Raw genomic sequence first — 16,283 nt, forward strand, 5'->3', positions numbered from 1 at the left:
ATGATGCTTCTGAACAAGCTGAAGCGGATCGATTGGGCGATCGTCGGCATTTTGTTCGTTCTGATGGCGGCGAGCACGTTCATTGTCTATAGCGCGGTACACGGGACGCGGTTCGAGGGGACGCATGTCCGGCATCTTTTCTTCTATGGCTTAGGCTTCTTCGTGCTCCTCGGCGCGTCGCTCGTCAATTACAGGCTGTTGATAAAGTATTCTACAGTTTTTTATGTGCTCGGCGTGGGCAGTCTAGTGGCGGTCTATTTCTTCGGGGCGGTCATCAACGGCGCGCGGGGCTGGTTCATCATCCCCGGGATCGAGCAAAGCGTGCAGCCGGCGGAATTCGCCAAGCTGTTCATCATCCTTATGGTGGCATATGTGCTTGCCCGCAAGGCGGGGGAGCCGTTGCAGCTGCTGCGCGACGTCATCCCCGTCGGGCTCATTGTGTTCATCCCCTTCGTCTGGGTCGTCATTCAGCCCGATCTCGGGAACGCGATTATTTACGTAGTCATTCTGGTCGGCATGCTTTGGATCGCGAACGTTAAATATTTGCACGTCCTGCTCGGCATCGCGATTGCCGCGGGGGGCGTATACGGCGGCATGCAGCTGATCGACGCCTATCACGACCCGATCGAGCGGTTTCTCGAGGGACAAGGGGCCGACCACTGGATGGATCGGATCGACGCCTTCCTCTACCCGGAGCAGGCGACGGCCAACGATACGTGGCAGATCGATAATTCGGTGATGGCGATCGGCTCGGGGGCGTTGTTCGGGGAAGGGTACATGCAGGGCACCTCGGTGCATACGGGGAGGGTGCCGTATACGTATTCCGACTCGATCTTCGTCGTCGTCGGCGAGGAGTTCGGCTTTATGGGCGCCTCGGCGCTGCTGCTGCTGTATTTCCTTCTGATTTATCGCCTGATTTTAATCTCGATTCAAAGCGGCGAAGCGGGAGGATCCTACGTCATTATCGGCATCGTCTCCATGTTCGTGTTCCAAATTTTCCAAAACATCGGCATGTTCATCGGCATCCTGCCGCTTACGGGCATTACGCTTCCGTTCGTCTCGTACGGCGGGTCGTCGCTGCTCATCAATATGTTGTCGGTCGGACTCGCGCTCAGCATTCGCGTGCATGCCGATCAGCCGCTCGAAGACGATATGAACTAGACGCCCATGAGGCGAATGCGAAACGAAGGCCAACCGGCGCGACCGGTCGGCCTTTTCTTTGTTCATATCCGAGGTGGACAACTCATATGCATGGTAGTAACAAGCTTGCTCCGAGCGAGGAGTTGAAACGGAGATGGATCGAATGGACGACGTACGAAAAAGAAGGCAGCAGCGCATACAGCATATTTTGCGCGGGGACGACCCGGTCGGCTCCGGGCGGCGCGGGCCGGGCCGGGAAGACGGCCGCGAGCATGAGCAGCGCTTGCTCGAGGACCCCGAGTACGCCTGGTACGCGAGAGGCAACCCTTGGCGATCGCAGCCGATCCGCCTGCGCGGCGCGATGAAGCGGCAGGCGGTCGGTTCGGTTGTGCTGTTCGCTGCGGTGTGGGCGATGTTTCAATGGCAGCATCCTTCGGTCGCGGCGGGACAAGCGTTCGTGCGCTCGGCGCTGACCGAGGAGCTGCGTTTGGAAGATGCCTACGCCTGGTACGAAGCGAGGTTCGGCGAGCTGCCGTCGTTCGTGCCGACGTGGGAACGAGCGCCGCAGGAGGCTGCGCATGTCGGCGCAGGCATCGGCCGCGTCTTCGTCTCGCCGGCGAACGGCAGCATCGTCGAGCCGTTCGGCGGCATTCGCTCCGGGGCGGGCGTCGTCATGCGGACGACCGGCGCCTCCGTCTCGTCGATGGATGCGGGTCTCGTCTTGTACGCGGGCGAGACGCAGGAGACGGGACAGACGGTGGTCGTGCGGCATCCCGACGGCGTCGAATCCGTCTACGGGTATTTAGGCGAGCTGACGGTGGCGAAGGACGATTGGGTCGAAGCCGGCCAGACGATCGGCACGGTGCGTCCGTCCGGCGCGGACGGCGTCGGCGGCCTGCTGTATTTCGCGGTGAAAAAAGGCAACAGCTTCGTCGACCCTGCCGATGTGGTCGCGCTTTGAACGTCTGATCGGCGTCCGCTTCCGGCTGCATCCGCTGTTCGTGCTGCTGCTGCTGCTGTCCGCGGCGACGGGCCGCTTTCTCGAGATCGTCACGCTCTTCGGCATCGTGCTCATCCACGAAATCGGACATGCCGCGATGGCGAAGCATCTCGGCTGGCGGATGCGGGAGGTGCTGCTCACGCCGTTCGGCGGCGTCGCCGTGACGGACGAGGACGGCTCGGTGCCGGCGCGGGAGGAAGCGCTCGTCGCCGCCGCCGGTCCGGCCATGAATCTCGTCATGATCGGCTTCGCGTATGCGATGACGGCCGCAGGCGTCTGGACCCATGCGTGGACGACGCATTTCGCGCAGGCGAATCTGACGCTTATGCTCTTTAACCTCGCCCCGATTTTGCCGCTCGACGGAGGCAAGCTGCTAAGGGTAGGCGTCGGGTACGCGATATCCTATTACCGTACGTTGAAGCTGACGACGTTCTGGTCGCTGCTCGCCAGCGGCGCGCTCGTCGGGTACGCGTCGACCCGGTTCGGCGAGGGCGGCCCGATGACGAGCGCGGCCGTCATCGGCGCGTTCCTCTTGTACGCGAACTGGTACGAGCTCCGGACGTCGCCGTACCGCTTCTTCCGCTTCCTGCTCGCAAGGGCGGCCCGCGTTCGGCAATGGACGCAGCGCGGGGCGAAAGCCCATCCGCTGCTCGCGGAGCCCGACGAGCCGCTCTCGATCGTCGCCCGCCGGCTGCTCCGGGAACGGCTGCATCGCATCGTCGTCGCGACCGCCGCGGGGGAGGTGGTGGCGGTCGTCCCGGAGGAGCGATGCGCCGAGCGATATGCCACCGAGGATCAAAACCGTGCAGTCTCCGACCTTTTCATGTAAAATGGAAGAACATTTCCTTCAAGGAGAGGCGGGAACGAGTTCTTTGAAACGAATCGTGGTTCACGGACATCGGGACGAAACGACGGTAGCGCTCCTCGAGGACGGCAAGCTGACCGAATTTTTCGTAGAACGGCCGAACGTGCGGAAGCTGGTCGGCAATATTTATAAAGGGAAGGTCGTCAACGTGCTGCCCGGCATGGGCGCGGCCTTCGTCGACATCGGCATCGAAAAGAACGCGTTCCTCTATATCGACGACTTGCTTCCGGCCCACCTCGAGCATCAGCCGAAGGTGAAGCCGTCCATCGACACGCTCGTGCGCGCAGGCGACGAACTGCTGGTGCAAATCGTGCGGGAGCCGGTCGGGACGAAGGGGGCTCGCGTAACGACCCATTACGCCTTGACCGGCCGGTGGCTCGTATACATGCCGGAGGCGGGATACGTCGCCTTATCGAAGAAGATCGAAGACGAAGAGGAGCGGAAGCGGCTGAAGGCGCTCGGCGAACGGCTGTGCTCGGGGAAAGAGGGCGTCATTCTTCGCACCGTCGCGAACGGCGAAGGCTTCGAAGCGTTGGAAAGCGATATGACGCTGCTGCGGGAGCGCTGGAAGCGCATCGAGGCGAGCGCAAGCCGGTTGCAAGCGCCGAACGAAGTGTATGCGGACGTCGAGCTGGTGCCGCGGCTCATCCGCGATATCGTCACCGATCAGATCGACGATATCGTCGTGGACGAGCCCGATCGGCTGCAAGAGGCGAAGCGGATGCTGGAGTCGATCGCGCCGCGGCTCGCCGACCGCGTGCGGCTGCACGAGGATCGCAAGACGATCATCGAGGCGTACGGGGTGAAGGATCAGCTGGAGCTCGCGCTGCAGCCCAAGCAATGGCTCGCGAGCGGCGGATATGTCGTAATCGATCAGACGGAGGCGCTGACGGTCGTCGACGTCAATACGGGCAAGTATACCGGATCGACGAACCTCGAGGAGACGGTGCTGACGACGAACGTCGAGGCGGCCGAGGAAATCGCGCGGCAGCTGCGGCTGCGCGATATCGGCGGCATTATCGTGATCGACTTCATCGATATGGAGCTGGAGGAAAACCGCAGGCGCATCATCGAAGCGCTCGAGGCGGCCGTGCAGAAGGACCGGACGAAGGCGCATATCGTCGGATGGACGAAGCTCGGTCTGCTCGAGATGACGCGAAAGAAAGTTCGGGAGCAAAAGGACATGCTGTTTTTCGTCCCTTGCAAGGCATGCGGCGGCCGAGGAAAGATTCGATCCTCGTCGTTGACGTAGCCTGCCTAGCTGTGATATACTCTTCGAGTGCGTCGTCTGACGACCACCGCGCTTATCGGGTCCGCGAAGCGCACCGTCCGAAGGGGCCGTGCCACCTGAGATGAGGCGAGTCTTACTATACGAGGGAGGTGCAAGGATGTACGCGATTATCGAAACAGGCGGTAAGCAGTACAAGGTGCAAGAGGGCGATGTGATTTACATCGAGAAGCTCGAAGCGACGGAAGGCGACTCGGTCACGTTCGATCAAGTGCTCGCGGTAGGCAGCGGCGAAGGCATTAAGCTGGGCGAACCGCTTCTCGCAGGCGCGACCGTAACGGGCAAAGTCGAGAAGAACGGCAAGGGCAAGAAAATCATCGTGTTCAAGTACAAGGCGAAGAAAAACTATCGCCGCAAGCAAGGCCATCGCCAGCCGTACACGAAGGTGACGATCGAGAAGATCCAAGGCTAAGAGGATCGCTCGATGATCCGCGTGGAGATTCAGAGGGATCGCGCGACGGGACGAATCGCCGGCTTTCGCTTGGAAGGGCACGCCCTCTTCGCGGAATCGGGCAAAGATATCGTGTGCGCGGGAGCGTCGGCGGTCGCGGTCGGCACGGTGAACGCGGCGGAAGAAGTCGCGGGCGTCCGCCTTTCGGCTCGTATGGAGCCGGGACTGCTTCATGTCGACGTACCGAAGGACGTGCCGGAATCGAAGCGGGAGTCCCTGCAGTTCTTGTTGGAAGCGATGCTGGTCATGTTGCGAACGATCGAACAATCGTACGGTAAACATATAAGACTGCATGAACGACAAACATAACGAACAAGAAGGAGGTTGACACCATGTTGAAATTGGACCTTCAGTTATTCGCATCGAAGAAGGGCGTAGGCTCGACGAAGAACGGCCGCGACAGCATCGCGAAGCGTCTCGGCGTAAAGCGCGCGGACGGCCAGACGGTGACGGGCGGGAGCATTCTCGTGCGCCAGCGCGGCACGAAAATCCACCCGGGCAACAACGTCGGCATCGGATCCGACGATACGCTGTTCGCGAAAATCGACGGCGTCGTAAAATTCGAGCGTTGGGGCCGCGACCGCAAGAAGGTCAGCGTGTACCCGGTCGAAGCCGCTCCCGTAGCGGCGACGTTGGAGCGCTAAACCGAATCATGCGAGATCACCCCGGCCGGAGCGGCCGGGGTTTTTCCATATAGAGGCGAGACCCCCAGCCATCGGCCGGGACTAAATTTTACTGGCTCCCTAGGAATAGTTTGGTATAATCGAAGGTACGAATGTCCGGAGCGGAGCGAGCCGGGGCCGACGGAAGCCGGACGAAGCCTGAAGGTTAGGAGCCATGCGATGAAGCGCGCGGAAGAGCAAGAATGGCAAGGCCGCATGCTGGACGAGCAGCGGCAGCTATGGATCGACACGTTAAGTCATGCGAGGCATGATTGGCTGAACGATTTGCAGATGATTATGGGTTACGTTCAATTGCGCAAATATGATAAATTAGCCGCTTGCGTGGACATGCTAAAACAAAGGATGGCGGACGAGAGCCGGACGTCGAAGCTGGGCTCGCCGGGACTCGTCGAGGCGCTGCTGACGGTTCGCGTGCGCTCGAGGCGATTCGCGTTCCGGCTGCGCATCGACGAAACCTTCCAACTGCGCCCCGGCGCGTCGGAAGCGGCGGAGCTCGCGGTGCGGCGCTTGCTCGACGGCTTCGAAGAAGCGGCGGAGAAGGGCGAAGCCGGCTCGGAGAACGCGCTCGAATGCGAGCTGGCCGGAGAGCATACCGATTCCGCGATCGTCTTTACATATCAAGGGGCGTATTCCGCCCCGGCGCTTCGGAAGTCGGTCGGCGAGCTAAGAAAGCTGCTTCGCTACGCCGCGCCGGCGTACGCGTTAACGGACGCGTATTACGACGAAGGAGCCAAGGTGGAAATCCGCCTGCCGGGCGCGTTGTAAATCAAGGAGGACCTTACATCGATGTTTGTCGATATTGCGAAAGTATTCGTAAAGGGCGGAGACGGGGGCGACGGCGTCGCCACGTTCCGCAGAGAGTTATATGTGCCGGAGGGCGGTCCGTCTGGCGGCGACGGGGGCCATGGGGGCGACGTCGTATTCCGCGTCGACGAAGGCCTGCGCACGCTGATGGATTTTCGATATCAGCGCCATTTCAAGGCGCCGCGCGGGGAGAAGGGGCGGAACAAGTCCCAGCATGGCGCGAACGCGGAGGATATGGTCGTCCGCGTGCCGCCCGGCACGGTCGTCATCGACGACGATACGAAGGAAATTATCGCCGACATGACGCGCCACGGCCAAGAGGTCGTCATCGCGCGGGGCGGCAGAGGCGGCCGCGGCAACATGCGTTTCGCGACGGCGAACAATCCGGCGCCGCACATCGCCGAGAAAGGCGAGGAAGGGCAGGAGCGCTGGGTCGTGCTCGAGCTGAAGGTGATGGCGGACGTCGGCCTCGTCGGCTTCCCGAGCGTCGGAAAGTCGACGCTGCTGTCGGTCGTCTCCGCCGCCCAGCCGAAGATCGGCGCGTACCACTTCACGACGATTACGCCGAACCTCGGCGTCGTCGACGTGGAAGAAGGGCGGTCGTTCGTGCTGGCGGACTTGCCGGGGCTGATCGAGGGCGCGCACGAGGGGGTCGGGCTCGGCCACGAATTTTTGCGTCACGTCGAGCGGACGCGCGTCATCGCGCACGTCGTCGACATGTCGGGCTCCGAAGGGCGAGATCCGTACGAAGATTGGGTCGCGATCAACGAAGAGCTGCGCCTGTATAACGCGAAGCTGGCCGAACGGCCGCAGGTCGTCGTCGCGAACAAGATGGACGTGCCGGAGGCCGAGCTGTTCCTGGAGGAGTTCCGCGCGAAGCTTGCGGAGCGCGGGCATGCGGATATGCGCATCTTCCCGATTTCCGCGGCGACGCGGCAAGGGATCCGGGAATTGATCTTCGCGTTGGCGGAATTGGTCGAGTCGGTGCCTTCCAACCCGGTCGTCGAGGAGACGCCGGAGAGAGAAGAGCGGAAGGTGTATACGCTCGAATCCGACCGCGCCGACGATCGGTTTACGATTCGGCGCGAAAACAACGTCTTCATCGTCGAAGGCGAGTCCATCGAGCGGCTGGCGAAACGGACGAAATTCGAGTCGTACGACGCCGTGCAGCGCTTCGCGACGATCATGCGCCATATGGGCGTCGACCGCGAGCTGCGAAAGCGCGGCGCCGAAGACGGGCATTACGTGCGAATCGGGGATTTCGAATTCGAATTCGTGGAGCACGAGTGAGTCTGGCGGTCGCCGCGCAAGCGGCGGCCGTTTTTTTATACGGCTGCGATAAAGAAGCGCGCGCCTATTGCGGGCGTACTCCCCTTCGGTTATAATGTCCACTATGGGTAAACAACAGTCTACTCCGGGAGGACGGCGTTGCGATTGGGTACACGCTCGAACGCGGCTAAGCCAGGGAAGGCCGCGACGTATTACGTAGTGCGGGAGGATATCTTGCCGGAGGCGCTCGTCAAGACGCTGCAGGTCAAGGCCTTGCTCGCCAGCGGCGAGAGCGCGACCGTGCACGAGGCGACCGAACGCGTGGGCTTAAGCCGCAGCGCCTTTTATAAATACAAGGAAGGCATCTTTCCCTTAAGCCGCATCGACCGGGAGCGGATCGTGACGATTTCGATAGATCTCGAGCACCGATCGGGCGTACTGTCCCGCGTGCTGTCGCTCGTTGCGTCGTACGAGGGGAACGTCTTGACGATCCATCAGACGATTCCGCTGCAGGGTTATGCGAACGTCGTCCTGTCCGTGGAGACGAGCGGCGGCGCCGAGATGCTGGACGCCCTCGTCGAGGCGGTCAAGTCGGCCGACGGCGTGCGCAAGGCGACGGTCATCGGGCAAGGATAGGGGACTTAATAGAGGAGGAAAACCAATACCATGGATACGATTCGCATCGGGTTAATGGGGCTCGGCACGGTCGGCTCCGGCGTCGTTCGCATCTTGAACGACCATCAGGACGATCTCAGCCGCCAGACGGGCAGCCGCATCGAAATACGGAAAGTGCTCGTGCAGGACAAGGATAAGCCGCGGGGCATTCCGCTCGCCGCGGAGCTGCTGACGCAGCGTCCGGAGGACATCGTCGATTCGCCCGACATCGACGTCGTCGTCGAGGTGATGGGCGGCGTAGCGCAGACGAAGGGTCTCATCGAGCGCGCGCTCCGCAGCGGCAAGCACATCGTGACCGCCAACAAAGACTTGATGGCGCTGCACGGCGCGGAGCTGCTGGCGATCGCGCAGGAATACGGCTGCGACATCTATTACGAAGCGAGCGTCGCCGGCGGCATCCCGATCATCCGCGCGTTGACCGAGAGCTTCTCGTCCGACCGCATCACGCGGATGTTCGGCATCGTGAACGGCACGACGAATTATATTTTGACGAAGATGAGTCAAGAGGGCGCGTCGTACGACGACGTACTGAAGGAAGCGCAGGCGCTCGGCTACGCGGAGGCCGATCCGACGTCGGACGTCGAGGGACTGGACGCCGCGCGCAAGATGGCGATTCTCGCAACGCTCGGCTTCCGGATGAACGTCGCCCTCGGCGACGTCGACGCGAAGGGGATCAGCGCCGTCACGCGGGAGGATATTTTGTACGGCAAGCGGCTCGGCTACGAGCTAAAGCTGCTCGGCGTCGCCGAGCGCGACGGCGATTCCGTCTCCGTCAGCGTGCAGCCGGCCATGGTACGAACGTCGCATCCGCTGGCGGCGGTGAACGGCGTGTATAACGCCGTCTATGTGTACGGCGAAGCGGTCGGGGAGACGATGTTTTACGGACCGGGCGCGGGCAGCATGCCGACGGCGACGTCGGTCGTCGCGGATCTCGTCGCGGTCGTGAAAAACATGAGACTGAAGGTGAACGGCCAGCGGCTTAGCACGGCGTATAAAGAGAAGAAGCTGCAGTCGGACGATCGCATTTTCGGAAAATTTTTCTTGCTGCTTCACGTAGAGGACAAGGCGGGCGTGCTTGCGCAAATTACGCAGACGTTCGCGGCGAACGAGGTGAGCCTCGAGTCGGTGCTGCAGCAGCCGAACGCGGACAACCCGAAGGCGGAAATCATTATCATTACGCACGATACGAACTTGTCCGGCATGAAGAACGTCATTCGCGAGCTCGAGACGATGGACGTCGTGAACAAAATCAAAAGCGTGTACCGCGTCGTCGGTTGAGCCGTCGCGCGGCCGCGCCTTACTTTCGGCGGGGAGGCCGTAATTGCTATGAGATATATGGGACTGATCGATCGATATCAAGAGTTGTTGCCCGTGACCGAGAAGACGCCGCGCTTGACGCTGCACGAAGGAAATACGCCGCTCATCCGCGCGGACCGGCTGTCGGAGGAGCTGGAGCTCGACTTGTATTTTAAATTCGAAGGCATGAATCCGACCGGCTCCTTCAAGGATCGCGGCATGGTGATGGCCGTCGCGAAGGCGATGGAGGAAGGCAGCAAGACGATCATGTGCGCGTCGACGGGCAACACGTCGGCGGCCGCGGCGGCGTACGCGGCGCGCGGCGGGCTCGCCTGCGTCGTGCTCATTCCGAACGGCAATATCGCCCTCGGCAAGCTGGCGCAAGCGTACGCGTACGGGGCGACGGTGCTGGCGATCGACGGCAACTTCGACCGGGCGCTCGAGATCGTGCGCGATATTACGGCGAAGCATCCGATCACGCTCGTCAACTCGGTAAACCCGTACCGGCTCGAGGGACAGAAGACGGCGGCGTTCGAGGTCGTCGATCAGCTCGGCAAGGCGCCGGACTATCTTGCGATTCCGGTCGGCAATGCGGGCAATATTTCCGCTTATTATAAGGGCTTTAAGGAATACCGCGCCGCGGGCAAGGCGGCCTCCGTGCCGAAAATGATCGGCTTCCAGGCGGCCGGCGCCAGCCCGCTCGTGACGGGCAAGCCGTTCCCGAATCCGGAGACGGTGGCGACGGCGATCCGCATCGGCAACCCGGCGAGCTGGGATTTGGCGGTGAACGCGTACACCGAATCGGAGGGCGGCGTCTGGGCGGTGACGGACGAGGAAATTCTCGAGGCGTATCGCCGCATCGCGTCCGCCGAAGGCGTCTTCGCGGAGCCGGCGTCGGCCGCCTCCATCGCGGGCGTCATCAAGCGCCGCCGCGAGGGCGCGCTGCCGGCGGGCAGCCAGGTCGTCTGCGTCCTGACGGGCCACGGCCTGAAGGACCCGAACATCGCGATCAAGACGGTCGCCGCGGAGCCGGTCGTCATTCCGGCGACGGAGTCCGCCGTGCTTTCCTCGATCGAGCAGGCGGAAGCGGCCCGTGGCTAGCGGCATGCCCGGCGGCCGAGACCGGGCGCGCGCGCGGGTACCCGCGACGTCCGCCAATCTCGGCCCGGGCTTCGACGCGCTCGGCATCGCCTTGTCGCTGTACGCCTGGATCGAAATGGCCCCGGCCGAAGAGACGACGATTCGCTATGTCGGGGATCCGATGCCGAACCTTCCGGCGGATAAGACGAATTTGCTTTACGTCATCGCGCGGCGCGTGTACGAAGAGGCCGGTGCGCCGATGCCCGAGCTCGAGATCGCCTTCCGCGGCGACATTCCGCTCGCGCGCGGCCTCGGCAGCAGCGCGGCCGCGATCGTCGGCGCGCTCGGCGCCGCGAACGCGCTCCTTGGCGAGCCGCTGCCGCGGGAGGAGCTGTTCCGCATCGCGACGGAGATCGAAGGACATCCCGACAACGTCGGGCCGGCGACGTTCGGCGGCATCGTGTCCGCCGTCTGGGACGGCCGACGGGCGTCTCATATCCGGCTCGATCCGCCGCCGGCGCTGACGACGCTCGTCGCGATTCCCGCTTACGAGCTTTCGACGAGCAAAGCGCGGGCGGCTTTGCCGGAAGCGTACAGCCGCGCGGACGCGGTCTACAACTTATCCCGGGCGGCGCTGCTGACGGCGGCGCTGGCGACCGGACGGCTCGACGCGCTGAAAGACGCTATGCAGGACAAGCTGCATCAGCCGTATCGAGCGCCGCTCGTGCCGGGGCTCGACCGCGTGCTCCGCGAGACGGTCGACCGCGGCGCGCTCGGCGCCGCGCTGTCGGGCGCCGGCCCGACCGCGATCGCGCTTGTCGACGAGTCGTCCCCGCGCAAGAACGAGCTGGAGACGTTCCTGCGCGAGGCGATGGGCGGCCCCGACGGCGCCGGCGTGGAGCTGCTCTGGCTGCCGCCGTCCGTCGAAGGCCTCGTCCTCGTCCCGGCGACGGAGCCGATGAACGGCGGGGGAGGTGCGCGATGAGCGGCGCGAACGCGGAAACTCGAGCCGTAGCCGTGCTCGGTCCGAGCACGTATTCGGAGGAAGCGGCCTCCTGGCTCCTGCAAGGCACCGGCTGGCGGCTCGAATCGTTCAAGTCGATCGCCGACGTCTTCGAATCGACGATTTCCGGCCGCACCGCGTACAGCGTCGTGCCGGTCGAAAACACGTTCGAAGGCTCGGTCAGCCTGCATATCGATTATTTGGTCGGCGAAGCGGACTTGCCCATCCAGACCGAGTGGGTATACCCGATTCACGTCAACCTGATGAGCCTGCCGTCGTTCGACGGCGATCTCGCGAAGGTGCGCAAGGTACTGTCCCATCAGGTGGCGTTCGCCCAATGCCGCGGCTACCTCGCGCGGCATCTGCCGCAGGCGGAGCTCGAGGCGGTGCATTCGACGTCCGAAGGGGCACGGCTGCTCGGGGAGCTGGGCGACCCGTACACCGTCTCCGTCGGTCCCGCGACCGCGGCGGCGCGTTACGGCCTCAAGGTGATCGCCCCCGCGATCCAGGATCATCGGAACAACTTCACGAGATTCGTGCTGGCCGGCCGCGAGCCGGTCCCGCCGCTTCGGCCGGACGGCCGGGGGGAGCTCTCGCGCAAGACGACGATGCTCCTGTTGCCCGGGGAGGATTTCCCCGGCGGGCTCCATCAGCTGCTATCCGCCTTCGCTTGGCGGCGCTTGAATTTAACGAAGATCGAATCGCGCCCGACGAAGCGGCAATTAGGTACATACTACTTCTATGTCGACGTGGACGCTTCGATCGATTCGGTGTTGCTCCGGGGAGCGATCGAAGAAATCCGCGCCGTCGGCTGCGACGTGCGCGTGCTCGGCTCGTACCCGACATACGGGTTCCCCGAGCAAGAATAACAGGCGGAGGTGCGAACGAAGGGTATGGCACAAGTCATCTATTTGAACGGCGAATACGTCGCGAAGGAACAGGCCGTCGTGTCGGTATACGACCACGGCTTCTTGTACGGGGACGGCATATTCGAAGGCATACGCATCTATGACGGGAACATTTTCAAGTGCAAGGAGCATTTGAAAAGGTTGTACGACTCCGCGAAGTCGATCATGCTCGACATCCCGCTGTCGCTGCAGGAGATGCAGGACACGCTCGTCGAGACGATCCGCCGCAACGATTTGCGCGACGGCTACATTCGTCTCGTCGTCTCCCGCGGGCCGGGCGACCTCGGCCTCGATCCGAAGCGCGCGCCGAAGGCGAACGTCGTCATCATCGTCGAGAAGCTGTCGATTTATCCGGAGGAAGCGTACGCGAACGGGCTGCGGACCGTCTCGGTATCGACGCGGCGCAACGTGCCGGACGCCCTCAATCCGAAAATCAAATCGCTGAACTATTTGAACAATGTGCTCGTAAAAATTCAAGCGAATTTGGCCGGCGTCGGCGAGGCGATTATGCTGAACGCGCAAGGCTACGTCGCCGAAGGCTCGGCCGACAACATCTTTATCGTGAAGAACGGCGTTCTCTTTACGCCGCCGGCGTACGTCGGCGCCCTGGAGGGGATTACGCGGGCGGCCGTTATCGAGCTCTGCGAGCGCAAAGGGCTGAAGCTGAAGGAAGAGCCGTTCACGCTGCACGACGTATACGTGGCGGACGAGGTGTTCTTCACCGGAACCGCGGCGGAAATTATCGCGGTGCGCGAGGTGGACGGCCGCGTCATCGGAGAGGGCAAGGCGGGGCCGATCACGACGGAGCTGCTGCAGGAGTTCCGTAAGATCGTGACGGTCGACGGCGTGAAGGTATTCGAATAAGGCCGGAACAAGGCAAGCCGCCGCGGGCGTCCCCGCAGGCGGCTTGTCGTTCGTTATGGCGAGCGTTCCTCTTCGTCCAGCCGCTGCATCTGCCGGATGATCTTCACGTATTCGCGGGAGCGGAACGCCGGATAGGCGGTCGATCGGACGATGGCGATGCCTTCTTCGATCGCGCGGTAAGCGGCGATTCCCGCGGATCGGCGTTCGCGAACGGCCTTCTCCGCGAACCAGCCGCCTGTGAGCAGAATCGCGAAGACGAGGGCGCAGGCGGCGATTCTCTTCCCGAACATGAAAGCACCCCTTGAAACATGGTATGATGGATTCGTCCATCCTTACCAAGGTGAACCATCGGGCGCGGTTTTATACTTGCGCGCGCAACATAGAGAAAGAGGAGGAAACTTCGTTGTCCCTGATGCACCTCGCCGTGTTGGCCCCATTCGCTTACGCGGCGATCGTCCCCATGCTGCACCGCGCGCTGCGGAACGTCCACACCGGCTGGTTCGTCCTGCCGCTGCCGGCGGTATTGTTCGCGTATTGGCTGTCGCTCTTGCCGAGCGTCCGCGCCGGCGCGCCGAAGACGGCCGTCCTGCCATGGATCCCGTCGCACGGCGTCGACTTCGCGCTGTATCTTGACGGGCTCGGCCTGCTGTTCGCGCTGCTCATTACCGGCATCGGGAGCCTTGTCGCGTTATATTCGATTTTTTATTTGTCCAAGACGAAGGAAGCGATCGGTCGCTTCTATGCCTACTTGCTGCTGTTTATGGGCGCGATGCTGGGCGTCGTGCTGTCGGACAACCTGATCGCGTTATACGCGTTCTGGGAGTTGACCAGCCTGTCTTCGTTCCTCTTGATCGCGTTTTGGCATCGGCGGGAACGCTCGAAGTACGGCGCGCTGAAATCGATGCTGATCACGGTGTTCGGCGGCTTTGCGATGCTGGCGGGCTTCGTGCTGCTGTACGTCATGACGGGCACGTACAGCGTGCGGGAGATCGTCTCGGCGGCCGGCGAATTGCCCGCGCATCCGTTGTTCGTGCCGGCGCTCGCGCTCGTCCTGCTCGGCGCCTTCACGAAGTCGGCGCAATTCCCGTTCCACATCTGGCTGCCGGACGCGATGGAGGCGCCGACGCCGGTCAGCGCGTACTTGCACTCCGCCACCATGGTCAAGGCGGGGCTGTATTTGGTCGCGCGATTGACGCCCGTCTTCGGCGGGGCGCAGGAATGGTTCTGGCTCGTCGCGGGCTTCGGACTCGCGACGCTGTTCTGGGGTTCGTTCCAGGCGGTGAAGCAGACCGACCTGAAGGCGCTGCTCGCGTTCTCCACCGTCAGCCAGCTCGGACTCATCATGTGCTTGCTCGGCCTCGGTTCGGCGGCGCTCGCGTTCGGCGGCGGCGCCGGCTCGGAGGTGTACGTGCTGGCCATGACGGCCGCGATCTTCCACCTGATCAACCATGCGACGTTCAAAGGCGCCCTCTTTATGGTCGCGGGCATCGTCGATCACGAGACGGGCACCCGGGACATCCGAAAGCTGGGGGGGCTGGCCGCGATCATGCCGATCACGTTCACGTTCGCGCTGATCGGGGCGGCTTCGATGGCGGGGCTCCCGCCGTTCAACGGCTTCCTAAGCAAGGAAATGTTTTTCACCGGGGTGCTCAACGCGTCGCGCATGAACTTCTTCTCCATGGAGGCGTGGGGAGCGCTGTTCCCGGTCGTCGCTTGGCTCGCGAGCGTATGCACCTTCGTGTACAGCGCGATTTTCGTCGTCCGAACCTTCCTGGGGAAAAGAAACCCCGAGCCGCTGCCCGCGCAGCCGCACGAGGCGCCGATCGGCCTGCTCCTGCCGCCGGCCGCGCTCGTCTCGCTCGTCGTCGTCATCGGCTTGTTTCCGGACGTGGCCGGCTACGCGCTCATCGAGCCGACGCTCGAGGCGGTGTTCCCGACGCTGCTGGCTCCGGGAGACCACTTCCACGTGCACATCTCGTTCTGGCATGGGTGGACGACGGAGCTGTACATGACGATCGGCGTCGTCGCGGCAGGATCGCTCGCGTTCTGGCAGCTGCGCCGCTGGATCGCCGTCTATCGCGCGTTCCCGGAGCGCTTCGGGCTGAACGCACTGTACGACCGGCTGCTGGCCGGTTTGGAGCGCGGCTCGGCGCGGCTGACCAACGCTTATATGACCGGCTCGATCCGGCACTATTTGATCTATATTTTCGTCTTCTTGATCGCCGTCGTCGGCTACGCGATGGGAAGCACGGGCTCGTTCGGCGCGATCCGAATCGACGACCCCTCGTATGCGCCGGTCGGCATCTACGAAGCGCTGCTCGTGACGGCGACGCTGCTCGCGACGCTGGCGGTGCCGTTCGCCCGCTCCCGCATGACGATGATCATCTTGGTCGGAGCCGTCGGGTACATGGTCGTGCTGTTTTTCGTCTTGTTCCGCGCGCCGGATCTCGCGCTGACGCAGATGATCGTCGAGACGGTGTCGGTCGCGCTGTTTCTGCTGTGCTTCTACCATCTGCCGAAGCTTCGCAAGGAGACCGCGGCGAAGCGGAACAAGGCGGCGAACTTGCTCGTCTCGATCGGGGTCGGGGCGACGGTCGCGCTGGTGGCGCTCGCGGCGTCTGGCGCGAACGACTTCCGCTCGATCGCGGATTATTATTTGGAGGAGAGCTACCATCTCGGCGGCGGCAAGAACGTCGTCAACGTCATCCTCGTCGACTTCCGCGGCTTCGACACGCTGCTCGAAATTATGGTGCTCGGCATCGCGTCGCTCGGCATCTATGCGATGATCCGGCTGCGCGCGGACCGAAAGAAAGGAGACGCTCCGAATGAAGGCTAACGACGTGATCGTCCGGACGGCGTCCAAGCTCGTCGTCTTTATCATCCTCGCGTTCGCGGCGCATCTGTTTTTCGCAGGCCACAACGATCCCGGCGGCGGATTTATCGGCGGCCTCATCACC

The 16,283-nt window shown here is 62.9% G+C and carries 18 protein-coding genes; 17 read left to right on the forward strand and 1 reads right to left on the reverse strand.

Features of this window, described 5'->3' with window-relative positions; genetic code table 11:
- From VEZ38_RS16195 to ilvE, 15 genes are all read left to right on the forward strand, one after another.
- Positions 1-1,161, forward strand: a complete 1,161-nt coding sequence (locus VEZ38_RS16195) for an FtsW/RodA/SpoVE family cell cycle protein (RefSeq protein ID WP_324895231.1) — start codon at positions 1-3, stop codon at positions 1,159-1,161.
- 133 nt (positions 1,162-1,294) lie between these two features.
- A complete protein-coding gene (locus VEZ38_RS16200) occupies positions 1,295-2,101 on the forward strand; it encodes a peptidoglycan DD-metalloendopeptidase family protein (protein WP_324895233.1) in 807 nt (268 codons plus the stop codon).
- A complete protein-coding gene (locus VEZ38_RS16205) occupies positions 2,085-2,969 on the forward strand; it encodes a M50 family metallopeptidase (protein ID WP_324895235.1) in 885 nt (294 codons plus the stop codon). Before VEZ38_RS16200 ends, VEZ38_RS16205 begins: the two co-directional genes overlap by 17 nt.
- A 43-nt stretch (positions 2,970-3,012) precedes the next feature.
- Positions 3,013-4,257 carry an Rne/Rng family ribonuclease gene (locus VEZ38_RS16210; protein WP_324895237.1) on the forward strand — a complete coding sequence of 415 codons (1,245 nt, stop codon included), beginning with the start codon at positions 3,013-3,015 and terminating at the stop codon, positions 4,255-4,257.
- A 136-nt stretch (positions 4,258-4,393) separates the two neighbouring features.
- Positions 4,394-4,705 carry a 50S ribosomal protein L21 gene (gene rplU, locus VEZ38_RS16215; RefSeq protein WP_324895239.1) on the forward strand — a complete coding sequence of 104 codons (312 nt, stop codon included), beginning with the start codon at positions 4,394-4,396 and terminating at the stop codon, positions 4,703-4,705.
- A 12-nt stretch (positions 4,706-4,717) separates the two neighbouring features.
- Positions 4,718-5,053 carry a ribosomal-processing cysteine protease Prp gene (locus VEZ38_RS16220; RefSeq protein ID WP_324895241.1) on the forward strand — a complete coding sequence of 112 codons (336 nt, stop codon included), beginning with the start codon at positions 4,718-4,720 and terminating at the stop codon, positions 5,051-5,053.
- 23 nt (positions 5,054-5,076) lie between these two features.
- Positions 5,077-5,388, forward strand: coding sequence for a 50S ribosomal protein L27 (gene rpmA / locus VEZ38_RS16225; protein ID WP_324895244.1), 312 nt, complete (start codon positions 5,077-5,079; stop codon positions 5,386-5,388).
- Positions 5,389-5,586: 198 nt separating this feature from the next.
- Complete coding sequence (locus VEZ38_RS16230) at positions 5,587-6,192, forward strand: Spo0B domain-containing protein (RefSeq protein WP_324895246.1); 606 nt, start codon at positions 5,587-5,589, stop codon at positions 6,190-6,192.
- Positions 6,193-6,213: 21 nt separating this feature from the next.
- Complete coding sequence (gene obgE / locus VEZ38_RS16235; protein WP_324895248.1) at positions 6,214-7,521, forward strand: GTPase ObgE; 1,308 nt, start codon at positions 6,214-6,216, stop codon at positions 7,519-7,521.
- 144 nt (positions 7,522-7,665) lie between these two features.
- A complete protein-coding gene (locus tag VEZ38_RS16240; RefSeq protein ID WP_324895250.1) occupies positions 7,666-8,136 on the forward strand; it encodes an ACT domain-containing protein in 471 nt (156 codons plus the stop codon).
- 30 nt (positions 8,137-8,166) lie between these two features.
- Positions 8,167-9,453: a homoserine dehydrogenase gene (locus tag VEZ38_RS16245; protein ID WP_324895252.1), complete on the forward strand. Its 1,287-nt coding sequence runs from the start codon at positions 8,167-8,169 to the stop codon at positions 9,451-9,453.
- 48 nt (positions 9,454-9,501) lie between these two features.
- Positions 9,502-10,572, forward strand: a complete 1,071-nt coding sequence (thrC, locus tag VEZ38_RS16250) for a threonine synthase (protein ID WP_324895254.1) — start codon at positions 9,502-9,504, stop codon at positions 10,570-10,572.
- Between the two features lie 4 nt (positions 10,573-10,576).
- Positions 10,577-11,536 (forward strand): homoserine kinase, encoded by a 960-nt coding sequence (gene thrB, locus VEZ38_RS16255; RefSeq protein ID WP_324895266.1) that lies wholly within the window; start codon positions 10,577-10,579, stop codon positions 11,534-11,536.
- The gene (pheA, locus tag VEZ38_RS16260) at positions 11,533-12,423 is read left to right on the forward strand and encodes a prephenate dehydratase (protein WP_324895256.1); all 891 of its coding nucleotides are present in this window, start codon (positions 11,533-11,535) and stop codon (positions 12,421-12,423) included. The genes thrB and pheA overlap by 4 nt, the downstream gene beginning before the upstream one ends.
- Positions 12,424-12,447: 24 nt before the next feature.
- Complete coding sequence (gene ilvE / locus VEZ38_RS16265) at positions 12,448-13,326, forward strand: branched-chain-amino-acid transaminase (protein WP_324895258.1); 879 nt, start codon at positions 12,448-12,450, stop codon at positions 13,324-13,326.
- A 53-nt stretch (positions 13,327-13,379) separates the two neighbouring features.
- On the opposite strand, the gene VEZ38_RS16270 is transcribed toward ilvE, so the two are convergent.
- Positions 13,380-13,616, reverse strand: a complete 237-nt coding sequence (locus tag VEZ38_RS16270; RefSeq protein ID WP_324895260.1) for a hypothetical protein — start codon at positions 13,614-13,616, stop codon at positions 13,380-13,382.
- A gap of 122 nt (positions 13,617-13,738) precedes the next feature.
- Between VEZ38_RS16270 and VEZ38_RS16275 the strand changes: the two genes are divergently transcribed.
- Both VEZ38_RS16275 and VEZ38_RS16280 read left to right on the forward strand, forming a co-directional pair.
- Positions 13,739-16,162: a Na+/H+ antiporter subunit A gene (locus VEZ38_RS16275; RefSeq protein WP_324895269.1), complete on the forward strand. Its 2,424-nt coding sequence runs from the start codon at positions 13,739-13,741 to the stop codon at positions 16,160-16,162.
- On the forward strand, positions 16,152-16,283 hold a 132-nt coding region (locus tag VEZ38_RS16280; RefSeq protein WP_324895271.1), incomplete at its 3' end, for an MnhB domain-containing protein. The genes VEZ38_RS16275 and VEZ38_RS16280, both read left to right, overlap by 11 nt.

Origin of the sequence: Paenibacillus sp., assembly GCF_035645235.1 — a bacterium.
Lineage (GTDB): Bacteria > Bacillota > Bacilli > Paenibacillales > YIM-B00363 > Paenibacillus_AE.